The sequence below is a fragment of the Nonomuraea sp. NPDC049607 genome (assembly GCF_040675375.1).
Classification (GTDB): Bacteria; Actinomycetota; Actinomycetes; order Streptosporangiales; family Streptosporangiaceae; genus Nonomuraea.
The window spans coordinates 52828-70224 of the sequence record NZ_JBFAOV010000034.1; the positions used below are offsets into that span (position 1 = coordinate 52828).

Here is a 17397-nt window from a genome sequence, read left to right on the forward strand (position 1 = left end):
GTCCAGGCTCGTCCTTATTCGCCGATGTAGTGCATGACGTGCTTGACCCTGGTGTAGTCGTGCAGACCGAACACCGACAGGTCCTTGCCGTACCCGGAGTGCTTGAAGCCGCCGTGCGGCATCTCCGAGACGAACGGGATGTGCGTGTTGACCCAGACCACGCCGAAGTCGAGACGGTTCGACATGCGCATGGCGCGGCCGTGGTCGGAGGTCCACACCGAGCCGGACAGGCCGTACCGGACGTCGTTGGCCTTGGCCAGCGCGTCGGCCTCGTCGGTGAACGTCTGGACGGTGATGACGGGGCCGAAGACCTCGTTCTGCACCATCTCGTCGTCCTGCTTGAGGCCGTCCACGACGGTCGGGGCGAAGAAGTAGCCCTTGTCGCCGACGCGGTGACCGCCGGTGAGCACCTTGGCGTGGCCGGGGACCCGGTCCATGAAGCCCTGGACCCTGGAGAGCTGGTTCTCGTTGTTCAGCGGGCCGTAGAGCGCGTCCTCGTTGGCCAGGTCGCCGGTCACGGTGGCGGCGGCGGCCTCGCTCAGCGCGGCCACGAACTCGTCGTGCACGCTCTCCTGGACGAGCACCCGGCAGGCCGCGGTGCAGTCCTGGCCGGCGTTGTAGAGACCGGCGGTGGCGATGTCGGCGGCGGCCTTGGCGAGGTCCTTGACGTCCTCGAAGACCACGACCGGCGCCTTGCCGCCGAGCTCCAGGTGCACCCGCTTGAGGTCGTCGGCGGCGCTCTTGGCCACCGCCATGCCCGCGCCGACCGACCCGGTGATCGCCACCATGGAGGCGGCCGGGTGGCCCACGACGAGGGCGCCGGTCTCGCGGTCGCCGGTGACGACGTTGAAGACGCCGGGCGGCAGCACCGAGCCGACGATCTCGGCCAGCTTGAGCGTGGAGGCCGGGGTGGTGTCCGACGGCTTGAGCACGATCGTGTTCCCGGCGGCCAGCGCCGGGGCGATCTTCCACACGGCCATCATCATCGGGTAGTTCCAGGGGGTGACCTGGCCGATGACGCCGACGGGCTCGTGCCTGATGACGCTGGTGTGCTCGGCGAGGAACTCCCCGGCCGTGGGCCCCTCCAGCGTGCGCGCGGCGCCGGCGAAGAAGCGGAAGTGGTCGGCCGCGACCGGCGTCTCGTCCTCGGCCATGCGGGCGCGCGGCTTGCCGGTGTTGAGGCACTCGGCCTCGTTGATCTCGTCGGCCCGGGCGTCGATCGCGTCGGCGACCTTGAGCAGCAGGTTCGCCCGCTCACCGGGGGTGGTCCGACCCCACGACTCGAACGCGGCGGCCGCCGCGGCGTACGCCGCGTCGACGTCCTCGACGCCGGAGATCGGGGCCTGGACGTAGGCCTCTCCCGTGCAGGGGTCGATGATGTCGGAGAACCGGCCGCTCTGGGCGTCCACGAACTCACCGTTGATGAAGTTCTGCAGACGGGTGGTCAATGCACGACCTCCTCGTTGAGGTGGCTGAGATGCCGCGACTCTTACAGAGCAGTTGCATCTGGACAAGGGATTTCGTGGTGAAGATATCAAATTGCTACGAATTCGCTTGACACACCGCCAAGAACTGACAACATGTCGCACCAGGACGGCAACCGAGCGGGAACGCCCCCGTAACGCCGGACCGCTAGGAGGATTCCTCTGACATGACGACGCCGCCCCGCGTACGACGAACCAACGCCAGTTCCGGGCCCGTCGTGCTCGACGATCTCTCCAAGCAGATCATCGAGCAGCTCCAGTCCGACGGGCGCATGCCGTACGCCGCGATCGGCAAGGCCGTCGGGCTCTCCGAGGCCGCGGTCCGTCAGCGTGTCCAGCGGTTGCAGGACGCCGGGGTGATGCAGATCGTCGCGGTCACCGACCCCCTCACCCTCGGCTTCCCTCGCCAGGCGATGATCGGCGTCAACTGCGAGGGCGACCTCGAATCGGTGGCCGACGAGCTGTCGGCGATCGAGGAGATCGACTACGTGGTGCTCACGGCGGGCTCCTTCGATGTGATCGTCGAGGTGGTCTGCGAGGGCGACGGGCACCTGCTGGAGATCCTCAGCAAGATCCGCGCCATCCCCGCCGTACGGGCCACGGAGTCGTTCGTGTACCTGAAGCTGCGCAAGCAGTCGTACTCCTGGGGCACGCGCTAACCGATCCGCGCCACGGCCCGTACGGGAGCGCCGTCGGCGCCGTCGAGCCGGAGCGGCATCATCCAGACCTCGATCGGCCTCCCCTCGCCCTGGGCGTCGAGCAGCCGGTCGAGGCCGGTCAGGTTCTCCGCGATCACGGCGTGCGCCCCGCACAGGACACGGTGGGCCGGGAAGTCGTCGGCCGGGGTCGGGTCGACGCTCAGCGCGTCGATGCCGACCGTGCGCACGCCCCGCTCGACCAGGAGCGTGGCGGCCTCCTCGGTGAGGAAGGGGTGGCCCAGGTAGGTCTCGCTCCCCCAGTGGGCCGACCAGCCGGTGGCGACCAGCACGATCGGCGCGTCACCGCCGCCGGGCCAGGGCAGGCCGGCCAGGAGCCCGGCCCCGATCGGCGAGCGGGGCGCGAGCCCCCGGGCGTCCGCCACGACGGCGGGCCCGGCGAAGCGCGACAGCGGCAGCTCGCCGAGCGCCGGCAGCGCGTCGTCGATGTGGACGGGCGCGTCGACGTGGGTGCCCGACTGGGAGCCGAGGTGCAGGCCCAGCACGTTGACGCCGTCGCGGGCGACGGTGAGCGCGGGGGCGACCGAGACCTCGGGATCGCCCGGGTAGACGGGCATCCCGGTCTCGACGGGCACCGACAGGTCGACGAGTTCCATCACGCCATCGATTCTGCCGCGTCCACGATGGGCAGGATCGGCGTGTCGGCCGAGCGCACCAGGCGCGGGCCCTGCGGGCCGTACACCTCGCGCGGTTCGGGGAAGAGCGCGAGCAGCGTCAGGTACAGCACGGCCGCGACCGCCAGGCCCAGCGGCAGCGAGATGTCCACGCCGCCGGCCAGGTCGCCCAGCGGCCCGACGAACTGGCCGGGCAGGTTGACGAACATCAGCGCCACGGCCGCCGCGAGCAGCCACGCCGTCAGGCCGCGCCAGTTCCAGCCGTGGGTGAACCAGTACCGGCCGCCGCGCTGGCGCCGGTTGAAGACCTGGAGGGCGTCGGGGTCGTACCAGCCCCTGCGGGTCACGTAGCCGAGCATCATGATCACCATCCAGGGCGCGGTGCAGGTGATGATCAGGGTGGCGAACGTGGAGATGCTGGCCGTCAGGTTCGCCGCGAAACGCCCGACGAAGATGAACACGATCGACAGGGTGCCGATGAACACGGTCGCCTGCACCCGGGAGAAGCGTGGGAACACGCTGGAGAAGTCGAGCCCGGTCCCGTACAGGGAGGTGGTGCCGGTGGACATGCCGCCGATCAGCGCGATCAGGCAGACCGGGACGAAGTACCAGGCCGGCGAGATCGCCAGCAGCCCGCCCACGTAGTTGGGGGCGGCCGGGTCGACGTACTCGGCGGCCTTGGAGGCGATGATCGAGGCGGTGGCCAGCCCGAAGAAGAACGGCAGGATGGTGGCGATCTGCGACAGGAAGGCCGCCGCCACCACGCGGGAGCGGGGGGTCGAGGCCGGGATGTACCGGGACCAGTCGCCCAGGAAGGCGCCGAAGGAGACGGGATTGGACAGCACGATCAGCGCCGCCCCGATGAACGACGGCCAGAACAGCGGGTCACCGGCCGCCAGCGTCCCCGGATAGGACGGGTCGAAGTCCCCGGCGAAGGCGAACAGCCCGAGGACGAACAGCAGCGACGCCGCCGCCACCGCGATCTTGTTGACGAACAGCATGAAGCGGAAGCCGTACACGCAGACCACGAGGACGAGCAGGGCGAAGACGGCGTAGGCCACGCCGTAGGACAGGTCGGTGTCGGGCAGGCCGACGAGCCGGTGCGCGCCGCCCACCAGCGCGTCGCCCGACGACCACACCGAGATCGAGAAGAACGCGATGGCGGTCAGCAGCGACAGGAACGAGCCGACGACCCGGCCGTGCACGCCCAGGTGGGCCGAGGAGGAGACGGCGTTGTTGGTGCCGTTGAGCGGCCCGAACAGGGAGAGCGGCGCCAGGATCAGCGCCCCGACCACCAGTCCGAGCACGGTGGCCGCGAGCCCCTGCCAGAACGACAGGCCGAACAGGATGGGGAAGGCCCCGAGCACGCAGGTGGCGAACGTGTTCGCGCCCCCGAAGGCGACCCGGAACAGGTCGAAGGGCCCGGCGGTGCGGTCGGCGTCGGGGATGCGCTCGACGCCGTAGGTCTCGATCTCGGTGATGCTCATGTCTTCTCCTGCATCGCCAGCAGGCTGACGAGGTCGTAGGCCACGTGGGAGGCGGCGACCGAGGTGATCTCGGCGTGGTCGTAGGCGGGGGCCACCTCGACCACGTCGGCCCCGATCAGGTGGCAGCCGGCCAGACCGCGGAGGATCTCCAGCAGTTCCCGGCTGGTGAGCCCGCCGGCCTCCGGCGTGCCGGTGCCGGGGGCGTGGGCGGGGTCGAGCACGTCGATGTCGACGGAGACGTAGAGCGGGCGGTCGCCGACGCGCTGCCGCAGCACGTCGATGACCTCGTCCAGGCCGCGGCGGAGCACGTCGGCGGCGGTCAGGATGCCGAACCCGAGCCGCCGGTCGTCCTCCAGGTCCTTCTTGCCGTACAGAGGACCCCGGATGCCGACGTGGCTCAGCGCCTCGGTGTCGAGGATGCCCTCCTCGACCGCCCGCCGGAAGGGGGTGCCGTGGGTGTACTCGGCGCCGAAGTAGGTGTCCCAGGTGTCGAGGTGCGCGTCGAAGTGCAGCAGCGCCACGGGACCGTGCTTCTTGGCCGCCGAGCGCAGCAGCGGCAGCGCGATCGTGTGGTCGCCGCCGATGGTGACGAGCTTGGCATCCAGCTCGTCGGCCGCGGCCTCGATGGTCTCGACGGCCGCGCCGATGTCGAACGGGTTCGCCGCGATGTCACCGGCGTCGGCCACCTGCACGCGCTCGAACGGCGACACGTCCAGCCCCGGGTGGTAGGGCCGCAGCAGCCGGGACGCCTCCCGTACGGCGGCGGGCCCGAACCGGGCGCCCGGACGGTAGGACACGCCCGCGTCGAAGGGCACGCCCACGACGGCCACGTCCGCCCGCTCGACCTGGTCGAGCCGGGGCAGCCGGGCGAAGGTGGCGGGCCCGGCGAAACGCGGGACCCGGGAGGAGTCAACGGGACCGATGTGCATGTCCGTCAGTGTTCGTCACGCTTCTGACCTGCGGCAATTGTTACTCCCACAAAGTAATACGGTGTGTGTTGTGGTTGACCACAAGATGACGGTCGAAGACCTTCTCCGCTCCCCGGCTCTCCAGCTCCGCGTGCTCGCCGGCGAGGCCGGGCTGTCCCGCTCGGTCTCGTGGGCGCACGTCAGCGAGCTGGCCGACCCGACGCCCTGGCTGCTCGGCGCCGAGGTCATCATGACCACCGGCATCGGCCTGCCGCGCTCGGCCGCCCGGCAGCGCGCCTACCTCGAACGCCTCGACGACGCCGGGGTCTCGGCGCTCGCCCTGTCGGCCCAGCTCCACGTCCCGCCGCTGCATCCGGCGTTCTTCGAGGCCGCCGAGGAGCGCGGCATGCCGGTGCTGGAGGTGCCGCTCGCGGTGCCGTTCATCGCCGTCTCGCAGGAGGTGGCGGCGGCGCTGCAGGAGGACGCCAGCCACCGGCTGGGCGCCCAGCTCCAGGTGTTCGGGGCGCTGCGCTGGCTGGCCGCCGAGGACCTCGACACCGTCACGTTGTTCAAACGCCTGGAACGCCTGTCCGGCTACGACGTCTACCTGTGCACCCCGCAGGGCCGGCCGCTGCTGCCCGGCGTGCCGGTCCCCTCGCTCGGCGTCCTGCCCGCCGAGCCCGACGCGCCGCCCACGATCCCGGGCGGCTTCGCGCTGCCGGTGCCGGCGCCCGGCGGCCCCGCCGGGTTCCTGGTGGCCTTCGAGCGCGAGGGCGCGCGGCCCGCCGGGCTGGCCGTGGTCCAGCACATCGCCACCGTGGCCGCCCTCCAGGTCGCCATGGCCAGGCACGAGCGCGAGACCCTGCGCAGAGAGGGCGCCGAGACGCTGGCCGAGCTGCTCCAGGACGTGCTCGACCCGCCCGCGGCCCGCCGCCGCCTGGCCCGGATGGGCCTGCCGCTGGAGGCCGGGTCGGTGCTGCTCGTCGTGCGTCACGCGCCCGACGACGCGCTGCGCAGGGCGGTGGGCGAGCTGCCGCACCTGATGCTCAGGCGCGGCGACGACCACTACCTGCTGGGGCCGCCCGGCCTGGCGCCGGCGGTCGCCGCCGTGCCCGGGGTGAGCGCGGGGGCGAGCCGCCCGTTCCCGCCGGGCGAGTCGCTGCGGGTCGCCCAGCGCGAGGCCGTGTGGGCCGCCGCGCACGCCGCCGAGTCGGGCAAACCGCTGGTCCACTACGGCGACGACACCACGGGCCGCTGGCTGCCCGACGACCCCTCGACGCTGTCGGCGCTGGTCGACCACGTGCTGGGCGAGGTGCTGGCCTACGACGAGGCCCACGACTCGCGGCTGCTGCTGTCGGTGCGCACCTGGATGGAGCGCAACCGGCACGTCGAGAACGCGGCGGCCGCGCTGCACGTCCACCCCAACACGCTGGCCTACCGGCTGCGCAGGTTCGCCGCGCTGAGCGGACGCGACCTGTCCTCCAGCGCGGCGTTCGCCGAGGTCTGGCTGGCCGTGCGCGCCGCCCGCCAACTCGGCCTGTGCTGAGCCCTTCCGGTCAGCGGAGCTGGACGGTGGCGATCTCCCATGGCTTCAGCGGCAGCCTGAGCGTGCCCTCCTCCGCCTCCAGCGGCTCCTCGGGGCGGCCGGTCAGACCGGCCCGCCTGGCCCTGGTGAAGGCACCCCGCACGACGGCCTCCGTGTCCGTCTCGGTGAGCGCCACCAGGCGCAGCTCGTGCCAGTCGTCGCGGCGGCGCAGCGAGGTCATCGTCACGCCCTGGCCGGACACCGACAGCCCGGCCGCCGCCGGGGGCTGCGGCAGGTCCCATTCGCCCCTGCCGGGCACGACCAGCAGGTCGTGCCGGAACCTCTCCGCCTCCGGCGGCACGTCCCGCCAGTCCATGTACGGCATCAGCGCCAGCGACACGGTGTGCGGCCCGCGTGACTGCGCCGCCGGGGTCGGGAGCTGCGGACCGGCCGGCTCGGGGCGCAGCGCGTTGTGGTTGCGCGACAGGTAGCCGACCGAGCGGAGCAGCGTGAGCGCCAGCTCGTAACCGTCGTCCAGCAGCTCGTACTCGGTCACGTGCTCCAGCAGCGCGGCCACGCCGCCGGCGGCCACCCAGCCGGAGGCGGGGAAGGTCGGCAGCGGGGTCTCGCCGCAGCCGCCCTCGCTCTCCAGCCCCCGCCTCACCACCGCGAACTGCCCCTCGGCCAGCGAATGGTCGGCATGCCGGGGCAGCGGCACGTGCAACCGCACCCGATGGTCGGCGCACCGGTTGTCGAACGACACCCGCAGCCGGACGAACGGCTCACCCGCCCGCAGCTCGACCAGCATGGTGACCATGACGTCCTCGGTCTCGCCGGTGCGCGCGCGCGGCGGGAGCTGCGGCGAGAACTCGACGCCCTCGCCCGCCGCCGGCCACAGGTACATCCGGGTCACCTCCACGACGGCCACGAGCGGGCCCGGGCAGATGAGCTCCGTGCTGATCGACACCGGCTCGGACACGACCAGGTCGTCCTTGGGGGGCGCGTGGTTGTAGGTGTCGCCGGAGTCGCCGCCGTCCTCGATGCGGCACACGCCGGTGATCGTGCGGCCGTCCTTGCCGAACAGGCCGAGGGTGCCGTCCGGCTCGATCTCGACCCGCAGCAGGCCGTTGTCCAGCGCGCTCTCGTCGGCCTGGACGGGCAGGACCTCGGTGTCGGAGCCGAACCAGCAGTGCTGATGATGCCGGCTCTTCCAGGTCTCCCCCGGCGGCATGGAGTACGGGACCCCTTCCTCCCCCGGCAGCAGGTTCGTGTGGCCGAGGGCGGGCACCTCGACGAAGGCCGCGACCGTGCGCCGGACCTCGGCCTCGACGCGGACGTACTCCACACCGTCGAGCGCGCCGCGCAGCTCGGCCGGGTCGAACGGGCCGATCGGCTCGCGGGCCACGGTGAGGATGAGGGTGTCCTCCAGCACCTCCCAGTCGACGATGTGCTGGCCGTACAGCTCGGTGCCGTGCACGTAGGTCAGCACGGTGGCCGGGTCGATGCGCTCGTCCAGCAGGAGCGTCGGCGCGTACTCCAGGGTGTGGGTGGGCACCGGGAGGCCGGCGGGGTCCACCAGCGGTTCCAGACCGGCCATGTCGACGATCACCACGCCGCTGCGGTCGGCCGGCGTCGGGTTGACGACGAGCACGCCGTGGACCGGCACCGCCGCCGCCAGCCGCGCGGTCACCATGTCGCGGACGGCCTGCCCCAGGTGCTCGGCCTCGGCGATGCGCGCGGCGACCTGCTGGGCGGTCTCGTCCACGCCGCAGCCGGTGACCGAGTCGTGGCCGCTCGCGTCCACCAGCCGCCGCCAGGCCATGTCGAGGAACCGGCCGGGCCACGGGCCGCCCCAGAGCGCGGCCAGGGGCTCGGCGTAGCGCTCGACCATGCGCTCGGCCCGGCCCATGGCCTGTTTCACGGCGGCGCGGACGGAGATGACGCCGGGCAGGATGTTGGCGCGGGCGTGCGAGCGCAGCTCGCCGTAGACCTCGGGCAGCCCCGCGGTGTCACCCGGAAATTTCTCGATATAGCCGGACAAGGTGTCCATGCGGGCGCCGATGGCCGCCACCATCTCCGGCAGCCCGCGCACGGGGGCCGAGTGGTCGGTGCCGTACATGGCCAGCAGCTCGCCCTCGGGGCCGTGCCAGGCCCGCATGGACGTGACGAACTCCGCCGCCCGCCCCTCCAGCCCCTTGACGTCGGAGAACAGGTGGGCGCCGTTGCCGTAGCCGCCCTCGGGCAGGTACTGGGTGCGGATCGCCGTGCCGTCGGGAGCCACCCAGGCGAAGGCGTCGGTCGTCACCGACGAGGGCACCCCGCGGTAGACGCAGGCGTGCTCCAACCCGGCCCGCCGCAGGATCTGCGGCATCTGGGCGGCGTGGCCGAACATGTCGGGCAGGTAGCCGACCCGCATCGCGCCGCCGAGCTTCTCCGCCCCGGCCAGCCCGAGTTCGAGGTTGCGGACGATGTTCTCGCCCGAGCACAGGAACTCGTCGAGCAGGATCTGCCACGGCCCCACCGCCAGCCGTCCGGACTCGACGAGCGCGGCGACGCGGTCCCGGTTCTCCGGGCGGACCTCCAGGTAGTCGTCCACGCAGGCGAGCTGGCCGTCGAGGGTGAAGTGGTAGGCGGGCTCGGCCTCCATGGTGTCGAGCACCTCGTCGAGCAGGTCCACCAGCCTCAGGCGGAAGCGCTGGAAGGGCTCGTACCACTCTCTGTCCCAGTGTGTGTGCGGAACGACCACTATGTCCATGCCGCCGCCTCCCCTCCGATGGGCAGCCGATGCTGGACGGCGTAGCGGGCGGCGATCCGCTGAGCCGTCACGATGTCCTCCAGTGCGCCGCCCGCGTCGGTGATCGGCGGGCTGCCATCGTTCACATAAGCATGGAAGGCCGTCAGTTGTACCTCGAACGCCTCGGTCACCTCGCGGTGCTCGGCGCGGGTCTCGGCCCCGGAGACCACGGTGAGGGTGGTGGGCGCGTTCATCAGGTAGGGGGTGGGGAAGGCCAGCTCGAACGTGCCCTCTTCGTGGTGGATCGCGACGGTCTCGCGGTAGGCGGGGTAGTCGTCCAGGTAGTGCCAGCGGATGTGGAAACGGCCCGCCACGGGCAGCGGCCCGGAGATCTCCAACGAGCCGGGCGTCGGCCCCCAGCTCTCCACGTACGAGATCTCCTCGGGCGAGCCGGTGAAGCGCCGCAGCAGCGACAGGTCGTGGCAGATCGACCCCAGGGAGACCGCGTACACGTTGCGCAGCGACTCCGGGGCCGCCTGGCCCAGCGCCCGGGAGACGAGCGCGTCCTCGGCCTCGCGCAACGCCCCGAGCACGCCGGGCTCGACGTCGCTGGCCCGCGTCAGGTTCGCGAACGCCAGCTGCGACTCCCCGCTCGGATGCAGCACGGTCACCTCGACCGACCGGATGGCCGCCGGCCCGCCCAGCTCGTCCAGCAGCGCGGCGGCCCGGCGCACGGCGGGGTCGTACTGCTTCATGTAGCCGACCATCAGCCGCCCCTCGGGCAGCGCCGCCACCTCGGCCCTGGTCAGCGCTAGCGGCTTCTCGCACAGCACGGCGTACCCGGCGGCCAGCGCCCGGCGCACGGTCTCGCCGTGGGAGCCGGAGGCCAGCACGATCACGGCTTCGAAGCCGCCGTCGGACAACATCTCCGCCAGGTCGGTGTGGCGCCGGGGCGCGCCCAGCCGGTCGCCGACGGCGTCGGCCAGCGTGCGCGACAGGTCGCAGACGGCGCTCACCTCGAACAGGTCCCGCCGCCTGGACAGCAGCGGCACGTAGACCGCCTGGGTGACGGCCCCGCACCCGACCAGCGCGATCTTCACAGGCCCAGCTCCCTCAGCCGGTCGCGGTTGGCCGCCTGGTCGGCGATGTTCCGCTCGACCGGCCGACGGCCCGGCATCGTGTCCTGCTCGACCACGATCCAGCCCTCGTAGCCGATGGCGTCGAGCGCCGCCACGACCGCGGGCAGGTCGAGCTCGCCCGCGCCCAGGCGGGTGAAGCCGCCCCTGCCCATCAGCTCGCGCAGGTCGGCGCCGTCGTCGAGGGCCTGGGCGAGGATCTTGGTGTCGCCGTCCTTGACGTGCACGTGCCCGATCCGGCCGGCCCAGTCGCGCAGCGCCGCCACCGGGTCACCACCGGCCAGCAGCAGATGGCCGGTGTCCAGGCAGAGCTGCACGTCGGTCAGCTCCAGGAGGCGCTCGACGTCGCCGGGGGTCTCGACGTAGGTGCCGAGGTGGTGGTGGAAGGCGGGTTCCAGGCCGCGTTCGCGGCAGCGGTCGGCGGCCTCCTGGACGCGGGCGGCGTACCCGGGCCAGTCGGAGGCGGGCAGCCCGGGGGCGCTCCCGCCGGGCCTGGCGAACCTCTCGGGCGAGCCCGAGCAGGCCAGCGTGGGCCGGGGCGCGAACGGGGCGGGCGCCTCGGGCGCGGCGGTGAACACGTCGAGCGCGGCCTCCAGCGCGGGCAGCCCCCGCCGGTACGCCTCGGCGTCGCCGTAGCGCAGGTCGACCCAGCCGCCGGCGAGCAGCAGGCCGTGCGCCGCCAGCCGGGCGGCCAGCTCGGGGCCGGTGCCGAGGTAGCCGATGGGCCCGGAGTCGATGCCCTGGTAACCGGCCTCGGCCAGCGCGCGGACCATCTCGTCGGGGCCCAGGGGCGGCGGTGCGTCGCTGAGCTCGAAGACGCCGAAGCTCACCGGCGCGTTCGCGACTCTCCTCACTCGCATAGGGCGATCACCTCGTTCTCGTAGGTCTCCAGGCGGTGGCGTCCCTCGGCGGCCGGCAGCAGCACCCGCTCGCCGCGGACGGCCTGGCGGGCGCCACCTGGGCGGACCAGCACCAGGCCGTCGGCGTCGAGCGCGAGCAGCTCGTCGCCCAGCCGGAGCAGCAGTGGCGCGTCCGGCCCGGCCGAGACCGCGGTGCGCCCGGCGCGTACGCCGTCGAGCACCGCGCCCGGCTCCTCGGCCAGCACCCACGTGGTCGGCGCGCCCGGGAGCCCGTCGCTGCCGTCGCGGTGGAAGTCGCTGCCGCCGATCGCCACCACGTCGTCGCGCCAGGCGTCGGCCCAGGCCAGCGGCGCTCCCCAGCGGCGGTCCCACCATCCGGAGCTCCACACCTCGGCCACCCTCGGACGTTCGGCGAGGGGCAGCAGCCAGGCGCAGTCGCCGCCCAGCGGGTGGTTGATGGAGATCAGGCCGCCCGCGCGGCCGGCGTGCTCGGCCCAGGAGTCGGCGGGCCGCCGGAAGTCCACCCAGCCGACCTCGCCGAACACGTTGGCGTGGCCGCGGTCGGTGGTGACCTCCTGGCCGGGGATGAGGGTGACGCCGCGGTCGGTCGCACGCAGCCAGGGGTGGTGGCTGACGGTGTTGTGGTCGGTGACGGCCAGGAAGTCCAGGCCCCGGCCGCGGGCCAGCTCGGCCAGCTCGGCGACGGTGAGCGAGCCGTCGCTGTGGACGGTGTGCGCGTGGAAGTCGCCGGCGAACCAGCGCAGCCCACCGACGTCGGGGACGTCCCTGCGCGGCGGCCGTTCGCCGGGCGGCGGCTCGGCGGCGACCGGCTCGGACGGGGCCGTGCGCAGGACCGAGACCTCCAGGATGAAGTCGAGCCCCTGCGGCGGCACGCGGTGCAGCCCGAGCCACACGTGCCAGGTTCCGGGCTCGGGGTCGCCGGGCAGGTAGCCGGGGGTGGCCCAGTCGCGGGTGATCGTGAACTCGGCGCGCGCCCCTCCCGACCAGCCGCGGAAGCCGTCGGGTGAGCCGCAGCCGAGGTCGAGCACGCCCTGGGACCGGTCGTAGTCGAGCCGCACGGTGACGGCCCCGGACCCGGCGGGCACCTCGAAGGGCAGCTCGCGCAGCGCCCGTTCGAGGCGGTCGTCGAGGCTCCAGTGGCCTTTCACGCCGCTCCGCCCTTGCCTGAGGCGGGGCGGAAGGAGAGCTTGGTGGTGTGCTGTTCGTGGTGGACGCCGTTGGGGACGAACATGAGCGAACCTCCTCACCGTCCGACACTACAGAAGTGAGGTGACGGGGGCCCGGCCTGAACGATCATTCCTAACTTAGCGGACATCCTTATGTCATGACAATATGCCATAGTGTCGAGATAGGGTGCGTCCTCTGGAGGTGCGTTGTACGACCTGATCACGATCGGCCGCTGCGGCGTCGACGTCTATCCGTTGCAGACCGGCGTCGGGCTGGCCGACGTCGAGACCTTCGGCAAGTTCCTCGGCGGCAGCCCGACCAACGTCGCCGTCGCGGCGGCACGCCATGGGCTGCGCTCCGCGGTGATCACCGCGGTGGGCGCCGACCCCTTCGGCGCCTACGTACGACGGGCCATCCGCGACTTCGGCGTGGACGACTCCCACGTCAGCGTCATCGAGGGCCCGGCCACCCCCGTCACGTTCTGCGAGATCTTCCCGCCCGACCACTTCCCGATCTACTTCTACCGCGGCGAGCACCCGCCCGACCTGCGTCTCACCCCCGGCCACCTCGACCTCGACGCCATCCGCGCGACCGGCCTGTTCTGGTTCTCGCTCACCGGCCTGAGCAAGGAGCCGAGCCGCGCGGCGCACGCCGCCGCCCTGTCGGCCCGCACCTCCGGCTGGACCGTGTTCGACCTCGACCACCGCCCGGCGCTGTGGGAGTCGCGCGAGGCCGCCCGCGCGGCGGCGCGCGAGGCGCTGCCGCACGCGAACGTGGCGGTCGGCAACCTCGACGAGGTGGAGAACGCGGTGGGCGTGCGCGACCCGGAGGCGGCGGCGAGGGCGCTGCTCGACGCCGGGGTCCGGGTGGCGATCGTCAAGATGGGCCCGGCCGGGGTGCTCGCCCGCACGGCCACCGAGACCGTCGTGGCCGAGCCGGTCGAGGTGAAGGTGGTCAACGGCATCGGGGCCGGGGACGCGTTCGGCGGCGCGGTCTGCCTCGGGCTGCTGCGCGGCTGGCCGCTGGAACGCACGATCCGCTTCGCCAACGCCGCCGGGGCCTTCGTGGCCGCCCGCCTGGCCTGCGCCGACGCCATGCCCACCACCGACGAGGTGCACGAACTGCTGGACGAGGTGCCCACGTGAGCGACCTCACGCTGCCGGGTACGGCCCGCTACGAGTGGCTCACGCGCGTCCGCGCGACGCGCCCCGAGGAGATCGCCGCGGCCGCCGCCCGCCGGCGACGCCGGAGGATGCCCGAGGCGGACGAACGGCTGCTGATCATCGCCGCCGACCATCCGGCCAGGGGCGCCCTGTCCGTACGCGACCGCCCGCTGGCCATGGGCAGCCGCCACGACCTGCTCGACCGGCTCCAGACGGCCCTGGCCCGGCCGGGGGTGGACGGCATCCTCGCCTCCCCCGACGTCCTGGAGGACCTGCTCCTGCTGGGCGCACTGGAGGGCAGGCTGGCGTTCGGCTCGATGAACCGGGGCGGCCTGCAGGGCTCGGTGTTCGAGCTGGACGACCGCTTCACCGGCTTCGACCCCGAGGCCATCGACTCGATGCGCCTCGACGGCGGCAAGATGTTGTGCCGCATCGACCCCGGCGACCACGCGACGGCCGCCACCCTGGAGTCGTGCGCCCACGCGGTGACCGGGCTGGCCCGCAGGCGGCTGGTGGCCATGGTGGAGCCGTTCTGGGCGGCGCGCTCGGAGTCGGGCGTGCTGCGCAACGACCTGTCCCCCGACGCCGTGATCCGCTCGATCAGCGTCGCCCAGGCGCTCGGCGCCACCTCGGCCCACACCTGGCTGAAGATCCCCGTGGTGGCCGAGATGGACCGGGTGATGGCCGCCACCACGCTGCCCACGCTGCTCCTCGGCGGCGACCCGCCCGACATCGGCGCGGCCTACGCCGACTGGCACCGCGCGCTGGCCCTGCCCGGCGTGCGCGGCCTGGTCGTCGGCCGCGCCCTGCTCTACCCATCGGACGACGACGTGGCGGCTGCGGTGGACGGCGCCGCCGCCCTGGTGAGAGAGGCACACGCATGACCTACCTGCCCTACGGCAAGGCCGCCGGCGGCCCCTGGTCGGTGGAGATCACTCCGTCGCTGGCCGGATGGACGTACTCGGGGCTGCGGGTGGCGGACCTGACCGGCGCGCCGCTGGAGTTCGACACCGGCGAGGAGGAGATGATCGTCCTTCCGCTGGCGGGGTCGTGCACGGTCGAGGTCGCCGGGGAGACGTTCGTGCTGGCCGGGCGCGGCTCGGTGTTCGAGGGGCCGAGCGACTTCGCGTACCTGCCGATCGGCGTCCGGGCCACGTTGAGCGGCTCGGGACGCATCGCGCTGCCGTCGGCCCGCGCGACCCGGGCGCTGCCGCCGCGGCACGTGCCCGCCTCCCGGGTGCCGGTGGAGATCAGGGGCGCGGGGCAGGCCAGCCGGCAGGTGAACAACTTCTGCGCCCCCGGCGTGTTCGACTGCGACAAGCTCATGGCCGTCGAGGTGCTGACGCCGGGCGGCAACTGGTCGTCCTATCCGCCGCACAAGCACGACACCCCCAACCCCGGCGAGGCGGTGCTGGAGGAGGTCTATTACTTCGAGGTCGCCGGCGACGGGCTCGGCTACCAGCGCGTCTACTCCTCCGAGCGGGGGCAGGTCGACACGCTGGCCGAGGTCTCCTCCGGCGACGTCGTCCTGGTCCCGTACGGCTACCACGGGCCCTCCATGGCCGCCCCCGGGTACGACCTGTACTACCTCAACGTGCTGGCGGGCCCGGCGGAGGAGCGTTCGATGGCGTTCTGCGACGATCCCCGGCACGCCTGGATCCGTTCGTCCTGGTCGGGCCAGGACATCGACCCGAGACTGCCGTTCGGGGGGCGCGCATGACCCGGTTGACCGTCGCGCAGGCCGTCGTGCGCTTCCTGGCCGCCCAGTGGAGCGAGCGGGACGGCGTGGAGCGCCGCTTCTTCGGCGGCTGCTTCGGCATCTTCGGCCACGGCAACGTCGCCGGGCTCGGCCAGGCGCTGGCCACCGGGGGCGAGGACCTGCCCTACCACCTGGCCCGCAACGAGCAGGCCATGGTGCACACGGCCGCCGCCTACGCCCGGACCGCCAACCGGCTGGCCACGCTGGCCTGCACGACCTCGATCGGCCCCGGCGCGACGAACATGATCACGGGGGCGGCCGGCGCGACCGTCAACAGGCTGCCCGTGCTCCTGCTGCCCGGCGACGTCTTCTCCACCCGCGTCGCCAACCCGGTGCTCCAGGAGCTGGAGGACCCGCGTTCGTACGACGTCTCGGTCAACGACTGCTTCAGGCCGGTCTCGCGGTACTGGGACCGGATCAACCGTCCGGAGCAGCTGCCGGCCGCGCTGACGGCGGCCCTGCGGGTGCTCACGGACCCGGCCGAGACCGGCGCGGTGACGCTGGCGCTGCCGCAGGACGTGCAGGCCGAGTCCTGCGACTGGCCCGAGGAGCTGTTCGCCCGCCGGGTGTGGCACGTGCCGCGCCCGCGGCCGGACCGCGCCGCGCTGGCCAGGGCGGCCGAGCTGATCAGGTCGGCGGCCCGTCCGCTGATCGTCTCGGGCGGCGGGACGATCTACAGCGAGGCCACCGCCGAACTGGCCGCCTTCGCCGAGGCGCACGGCATCCCGGTCGCCGAGACCCAGGCCGGCAAGGGGTCGCTGCCGCACGGCCATCCGCTGGCGATGGGCGCGGTGGGCGCGACCGGCACCACCGCGGCCAACGCGCTGGCCCGCGAGGCCGACGTGATCATCGGGATCGGCACCCGCTACAGCGACTTCACCACCGCGTCGAGATCGCTCTTCGCGGCGGACGCCAGGTTCGTGAACGTCAACATCACCGCCTTCGACGCCGCCAAGCTGTCAGGGCTGCAACTGGTCGCCGACGCCCGGGAGTGCCTGACCGACCTGACCGCGGCCTGCGCCGGCCGGCGCCCCGACGACGCCTACCTGGCCAAGGCCGCCGAGCTGTCCCGCGACTGGGACGCGAGCGTGGACCGCGCGTACTCCCTCGACGGCTCCCCGCTGTCGCAGGCGGCGATCATCGGCGCCGTGAACGCGGCGGCGGGCGCGGACGGCGTCGTGGTGTGCGCGGCCGGGTCCATGCCGGGCGACCTGCACAAGCTGTGGCGGCCGAGCGGCCCCGGCAACTACCACGTCGAGTACGGCAACTCCTGCATGGGCTATGAGATCGCGGGCGGCGTGGGCGTCAAGATGGCCGCGCCGGAGCGCGAGGTGTTCGTCCTGGTGGGTGACGGGTCGTACCTGATGATGGCGCAGGAGCTGGTCACCGCGGTCGCCGAGGACGTGAAGCTGGTCGTCGTCCTGGTGGACAACTCGGGTTTCGCCTCCATCGGGCGGCTGTCGGAGAGCGTCGGCGCGCGCCGCCTGGGCACGTCCTACCGCTCCCGTACGGGCGGCCCGCTGCCGGTCGACCTGGCGGCCAACGCCGCGAGCCTGGGCGCGGCCGTGCTGCGTCCGGAATCGCTCGCCGACCTGCGCAAGGCCCTGGAGGAGGCCCGCTCGTCCGCCGGGACGACCGTCGTGTACGTGCGCACCGACCCCATGGCCGACGACGCCCCCTCCTCGCAGGCGTGGTGGGACGTGCCCGTCGCCGGGGTGGGCGCGGCGGCCGAGCGGGCGGCGTACGAGGAGGCCAAGCGGTCGCAGCGGCCGCACCTGACCCCGCCGTCCTGACAGGGTTGCCCTCGATCACTGCCGGGAAAG

General features: G+C 73.0%; 14 protein-coding genes. 6 read left to right on the top strand and 8 right to left on the bottom strand.

Annotation, left to right across the window (positions count from 1 at the left end; all coding sequences use genetic code 11):
- Window positions 1–14 precede the first annotated feature (14 nt).
- The gene (locus tag AB0J97_RS41350; RefSeq protein WP_357707173.1) at window positions 15–1448 is read right to left on the bottom strand and encodes a gamma-aminobutyraldehyde dehydrogenase; all 1434 of its coding nucleotides are present in this window, start codon (window positions 1446–1448) and stop codon (window positions 15–17) included.
- Window positions 1449–1651: 203 nt separating this feature from the next.
- Here AB0J97_RS41350 and AB0J97_RS41355 point away from each other — a divergent pair, with 203 nt between their 5' ends.
- Window positions 1652–2143: an Lrp/AsnC family transcriptional regulator gene (locus tag AB0J97_RS41355; RefSeq protein WP_125631294.1), complete on the top strand. Its 492-nt coding sequence runs from the start codon at window positions 1652–1654 to the stop codon at window positions 2141–2143.
- On the opposite strand, the gene AB0J97_RS41360 is transcribed toward AB0J97_RS41355, so the two are convergent.
- From AB0J97_RS41360 to speB, 3 genes are read right to left on the bottom strand one after another with little or no spacing between them, the layout of a single operon-like run.
- Window positions 2140–2796 (bottom strand): cyclase family protein, encoded by a 657-nt coding sequence (locus tag AB0J97_RS41360; RefSeq protein WP_357707235.1) that lies wholly within the window; start codon window positions 2794–2796, stop codon window positions 2140–2142. The two genes, AB0J97_RS41355 and AB0J97_RS41360, sit on opposite strands and share 4 nt — an antisense overlap.
- The gene (locus AB0J97_RS41365) at window positions 2796–4301 is read right to left on the bottom strand and encodes a cytosine permease (protein WP_364099755.1); all 1506 of its coding nucleotides are present in this window, start codon (window positions 4299–4301) and stop codon (window positions 2796–2798) included. Before AB0J97_RS41365 ends, AB0J97_RS41360 begins: the two co-directional genes overlap by 1 nt.
- Complete coding sequence (gene speB / locus AB0J97_RS41370; protein WP_364099758.1) at window positions 4298–5230, bottom strand: agmatinase; 933 nt, start codon at window positions 5228–5230, stop codon at window positions 4298–4300. Before speB ends, AB0J97_RS41365 begins: the two co-directional genes overlap by 4 nt.
- 70 nt (window positions 5231–5300) lie before the next feature.
- Here speB and AB0J97_RS41375 point away from each other — a divergent pair, with 70 nt between their 5' ends.
- Window positions 5301–6755 (top strand): PucR family transcriptional regulator, encoded by a 1455-nt coding sequence (locus AB0J97_RS41375; RefSeq protein WP_364099761.1) that lies wholly within the window; start codon window positions 5301–5303, stop codon window positions 6753–6755.
- Window positions 6756–6765: 10 nt separating this feature from the next.
- Here the strand turns inward: AB0J97_RS41375 and AB0J97_RS41380 are convergent, their stop codons facing one another.
- The 4 genes from AB0J97_RS41380 to AB0J97_RS41395 are packed head-to-tail and all read right to left on the bottom strand — an operon-like array spanning window position 6766 to window position 12633.
- On the bottom strand, window positions 6766–9489 hold the full coding sequence (locus AB0J97_RS41380; protein WP_364099764.1) for an alpha-mannosidase: 2724 nt from the start codon (window positions 9487–9489) through the stop codon (window positions 6766–6768).
- Window positions 9480–10568, bottom strand: a complete 1089-nt coding sequence (locus AB0J97_RS41385) for a Gfo/Idh/MocA family oxidoreductase (RefSeq protein WP_364099767.1) — start codon at window positions 10566–10568, stop codon at window positions 9480–9482. The genes AB0J97_RS41380 and AB0J97_RS41385 overlap by 10 nt, the downstream gene beginning before the upstream one ends.
- Window positions 10565–11464 (bottom strand): TIM barrel protein, encoded by a 900-nt coding sequence (locus tag AB0J97_RS41390; RefSeq protein ID WP_364099770.1) that lies wholly within the window; start codon window positions 11462–11464, stop codon window positions 10565–10567. Before AB0J97_RS41390 ends, AB0J97_RS41385 begins: the two co-directional genes overlap by 4 nt.
- On the bottom strand, window positions 11455–12633 hold the full coding sequence (locus AB0J97_RS41395) for a CehA/McbA family metallohydrolase (protein WP_364099772.1): 1179 nt from the start codon (window positions 12631–12633) through the stop codon (window positions 11455–11457). Before AB0J97_RS41395 ends, AB0J97_RS41390 begins: the two co-directional genes overlap by 10 nt.
- Window positions 12634–12858: 225 nt before the next feature.
- On the opposite strand from AB0J97_RS41395, the gene iolC reads away from it, so the two are divergent.
- Genes iolC through iolD form a run of 4 tightly spaced genes read left to right on the top strand, consistent with a single transcriptional unit; the run spans window position 12859 to window position 17367 of the window.
- Complete coding sequence (gene iolC, locus AB0J97_RS41400) at window positions 12859–13797, top strand: 5-dehydro-2-deoxygluconokinase (protein ID WP_364099775.1); 939 nt, start codon at window positions 12859–12861, stop codon at window positions 13795–13797.
- On the top strand, window positions 13794–14699 hold the full coding sequence (locus AB0J97_RS41405) for a deoxyribose-phosphate aldolase (RefSeq protein ID WP_364099778.1): 906 nt from the start codon (window positions 13794–13796) through the stop codon (window positions 14697–14699). The genes iolC and AB0J97_RS41405 overlap by 4 nt, the downstream gene beginning before the upstream one ends.
- Window positions 14696–15535: a 5-deoxy-glucuronate isomerase gene (gene iolB, locus AB0J97_RS41410; RefSeq protein ID WP_364099781.1), complete on the top strand. Its 840-nt coding sequence runs from the start codon at window positions 14696–14698 to the stop codon at window positions 15533–15535. The genes AB0J97_RS41405 and iolB overlap by 4 nt, the downstream gene beginning before the upstream one ends.
- Window positions 15532–17367 carry a 3D-(3,5/4)-trihydroxycyclohexane-1,2-dione acylhydrolase (decyclizing) gene (gene iolD, locus AB0J97_RS41415; RefSeq protein WP_364099784.1) on the top strand — a complete coding sequence of 612 codons (1836 nt, stop codon included), beginning with the start codon at window positions 15532–15534 and terminating at the stop codon, window positions 17365–17367. Before iolB ends, iolD begins: the two co-directional genes overlap by 4 nt.
- Window positions 17368–17397 lie beyond the last annotated feature (30 nt).

Bases quoted from the DNA above. Each gene is read 5' to 3' on its own strand.
- AB0J97_RS41365 (WP_364099755.1), bottom strand. From the start codon at position 4,301: ATGAGCATCACCGAGATCGAGACCTACGGCGTCGAGCGCATCCCCGAC.
- iolD (WP_364099784.1), top strand. From the start codon at position 15,532: ATGACCCGGTTGACCGTCGCGCAGGCCGTCGTGCGCTTCCTGGCCGCC.
- AB0J97_RS41390 (WP_364099770.1), bottom strand. From the start codon at position 11,464: ATGCGAGTGAGGAGAGTCGCGAACGCGCCGGTGAGCTTCGGCGTCTTC.
- AB0J97_RS41360 (WP_357707235.1), bottom strand. From the start codon at position 2,796: ATGGAACTCGTCGACCTGTCGGTGCCCGTCGAGACCGGGATGCCCGTC.
- speB (WP_364099758.1), bottom strand. From the start codon at position 5,230: ATGCACATCGGTCCCGTTGACTCCTCCCGGGTCCCGCGTTTCGCCGGG.
- AB0J97_RS41355 (WP_125631294.1), top strand. From the start codon at position 1,652: ATGACGACGCCGCCCCGCGTACGACGAACCAACGCCAGTTCCGGGCCC.
- iolB (WP_364099781.1), top strand. From the start codon at position 14,696: ATGACCTACCTGCCCTACGGCAAGGCCGCCGGCGGCCCCTGGTCGGTG.
- AB0J97_RS41380 (WP_364099764.1), bottom strand. From the start codon at position 9,489: ATGGACATAGTGGTCGTTCCGCACACACACTGGGACAGAGAGTGGTAC.